Raw genomic sequence first — 3,023 nt, forward strand, 5'->3', positions numbered from 1 at the left:
CCCCGACGCCCCGCGTCTCCGCCCCGCCGCCGCCTCAGCCGCCATATCGCGATCATGACGATCGCTATTACGGCCGCGACGACCGCCACCACGGCAAGTCGCACAAGAAGAAGTATAAAAGCTTCCTCAGCGACCTCTTCGACTGACCGGCCGCGCGACCCGTCAGGGCTTCAGGCCGAAGCGCGCATAGTCGCGCTCGGTCGACGGCGACAGCTGCCGCGCGACCGCGAGATCGGCGGCGGCGTCTTCCGTCTTCCCCATCCTTTTCCGGACGATGGCACGGAGGAAACGTGTCTCTCCCATGCCGGGATCCTGAAGCAGCGCGGCGTCGAGGTCGCGGAGCGCATCCTCGTCACGCCCGAGCCGCATCCAGACGAGCGCGCGGCTGTCGAGAATGCCTGCGGTGCTGTCGCTGAGCTCCATCGCCGACGTGCAGTCCTTGAGCGCGGTGTCGACCTGGACATTGCGCGTCGCCTTGATCCAGCAGCGGGCATTGAGCAGATAGGGCGAGCCCGGCTTCGCCGCGATCAATTCGTCGAGTTCGGAAAGCGCCGCCGCGCTATCGCCGAATTCGCCGACCATCACCGCCTTGGAGGCCCGAAAATCGTCGCGCGTCTTGCCCCCGAGCGCGATACGCTCGTCGAACAGGCCGGCCGCTTTCGCCACGTCCCCCCGCTCGGCCGTCAGCATCGCCAACGCGAATATCGCATCGGGCGACGACGGGTCGAGTTTTCGCGCGGCCTCTGCGTCGGCGAGCGCACCCGCCAGATCGCCGAGCTGCTTGCGCGCGGCCGACCGTTGCAGATAGGCCGACAGCGACGGCAGGATCGCGATCTGCCGCGTCAGCGCCTCGTTCGCTCCCTTGTAATCGCCGATGCCGCGCCGAAACGATACGCTGCTCTCCAGCGGCGTCACATTCTTCTCGTCCGCCGTCGCCGCCGCCTTGGTGAAGATGCTGTTGATGGCGTCGAGCTGCGAGGCAGAACCCGCGCCGCGCAGTTCCCAGCGGCGGCGCGCATTCTCCGGCGCGATCATGCGCGGCGAGCGTGCGATCAGGGTTGCGACGCTGTCGCGATCTGCCGGAACCTGCGCTGCGGGAATTTCGATGCCCGAGGTGCCGAGCGTCTCCTCGACAGTGATGATCCCGTCGGCCATCTGCATCGACCGCCTGACTTCGAAGCCCGCGACGCGCGTATCGATCGCCTGATCGCCCTCGATGACATAGCCTTTTCCGCCGTCGGGCAACCGGATCCGCATCCGGTAACGCGCGAGGTCCGGCGCCGAGGTCGCAACCGGAATCGTGGTCCAGGCCGGTCGCGCGCGGTCGGGCTGGAACGAGATGAACTGCGGAACGCGCGACAGCCAGCGCTCGGTGCGGCGATCTTCCATTTTCCACCCGGTCGTGAACAGGCCGCGTCCCTTGATCGTCACGCTGCCATCGGCCGGATCGGGCGTGGATTCGAGCGTTTCATATTGCGCCTGGCCAACGTAATATTGCAGGAACCGCTCGGTCAGCTCGCGCTGCTCCTTGGGCCGGAGCTGCGAGGTGGCGAGCGTCATCATGCTCGCGAGCGGCCCGCGCACGACCATGTTCAGCGCGATAACCGACGGCAGGTCGACGCTGGTGCTTTCGTCCGCTTCCATCGACAGGTCGATGAACGGGCGCGCGGGCGGGCGCAGTTCGACCGGCATCAGGGTGGCGCCTTCCGCCCGGACAGGCAGGACATGGCCCAGCATCGGCGTATCGCGAATGTCGCCGAGCCGCGTTCCGAGCCCGGTGCCGTCGAGCCACAGCGACTCGCCGTTCACGCTCGCCCGCACGAGAACGTGATTGAAGGCGAGCGCGCTCGGCACGCGCTGCGCCACCATGTCGCCCAGCATGGCGTGCGCGAGGACCGGCTCCGCTTCGACGCCCAGCTTGTGCAGCAGGGCAAGCAGCAACAACGTCTTGGCCTTGCAATCGCCATAGCGGACCTCCCACGTCCGGTTCGGCGATTGGGGAATATAATTGCCGCCGTCCATTCCGACCGCGAGATAACGGATCCGGTCCTGAACGAGTTGCAGCGCCATCGCGGCCCGCGCGAGCGGATCCTGCGTTGCGGCCGCGATCGTTGCCACTTCGGTGGCCAGCGGGCTGCCGTCGGCGATCGTTCCCCCGGTCGCGTAAAGCGGTGCCATGACCTTCGACACGTCCGCCCAGTCGGCAAAGGTCGACGCCTCGATCAGCGGGGGCCGCTGGAACCGGATCGGCGCGTCTTCGGGAATTTCGGGCGGCTTCGGTAGCGGCATGGCGATCGGCAGTTCGAGGAATTCGCCCGCCCGCTGCGCTTTTGCGTCGGTCTCCGCCGCCAGCAATTTCCATTTCGTTGGCGCATCCTTCTGCCACGACAGCCGGTACGACGCCGCAGCCAGCCGAACCGGCTCGACCACGACGGGCATCACCGCCTGCGCGCGCCCGCCGAGCGCATCGTCCTTCACGGTGGTCGACATGCGAAGGCGCAGGATGTCGCCGACGCGCAGCCCTTCGACCGCCAGCGTCGCCGACAATATGCCCGTCAGTTCGCGCTGCTCCAGCGATTGTTCGCGCCGCAACACGGTGAACTTCTGTCCGCCCGCCAGCGCATCGACGACCTCGTTGCCGCGCACGATCGCCAGTTCGTGGATGATCAGGTCACCCTTGTCGGGTCCCCAGGCCAGCGTCACATTGCTGTTCTGCGAAAGCGCCTCGGGTGTATCGAGCTTCATCGCACTGTCGACATAGCTCCAGACGGTCGCACCCTCGATCCGCTGCTGCACGTCGTACAGGATCAGGCCGCCGTTCGCCCCCGGGGGCGCCGCCGTGTCGAGCTTTGCAACGGTCACCCACCCCGGCGCCGGCGCATAGACCGGCTGATCGCCCGCATATGCCACCCCGCCCGGCAGACCCAAAGCGGCCACCAGCGCGAACCTACGCCAAACGGTCATCCATACCCCCCGATTTCCCCGCGCCGCCACCCCGACGACACGGTCCCCAGCCTGCATGG

1 protein-coding gene is annotated in these 3,023 nt (G+C 67.4%); it reads right to left on the reverse strand.

The genetic code is table 11. From position 1 onward, the window contains the following. Positions 1–162 precede the first annotated feature (162 nt). On the reverse strand, positions 163–2,964 hold the full coding sequence (locus JHC57_RS21710; protein ID WP_294032656.1) for a DUF3857 domain-containing protein: 2,802 nt from the start codon (positions 2,962–2,964) through the stop codon (positions 163–165). Positions 2,965–3,023 lie beyond the last annotated feature (59 nt).

The organism is Sphingopyxis sp. (assembly GCF_016463645.1).
GTDB lineage: Bacteria > Pseudomonadota > Alphaproteobacteria > Sphingomonadales > Sphingomonadaceae > Sphingopyxis.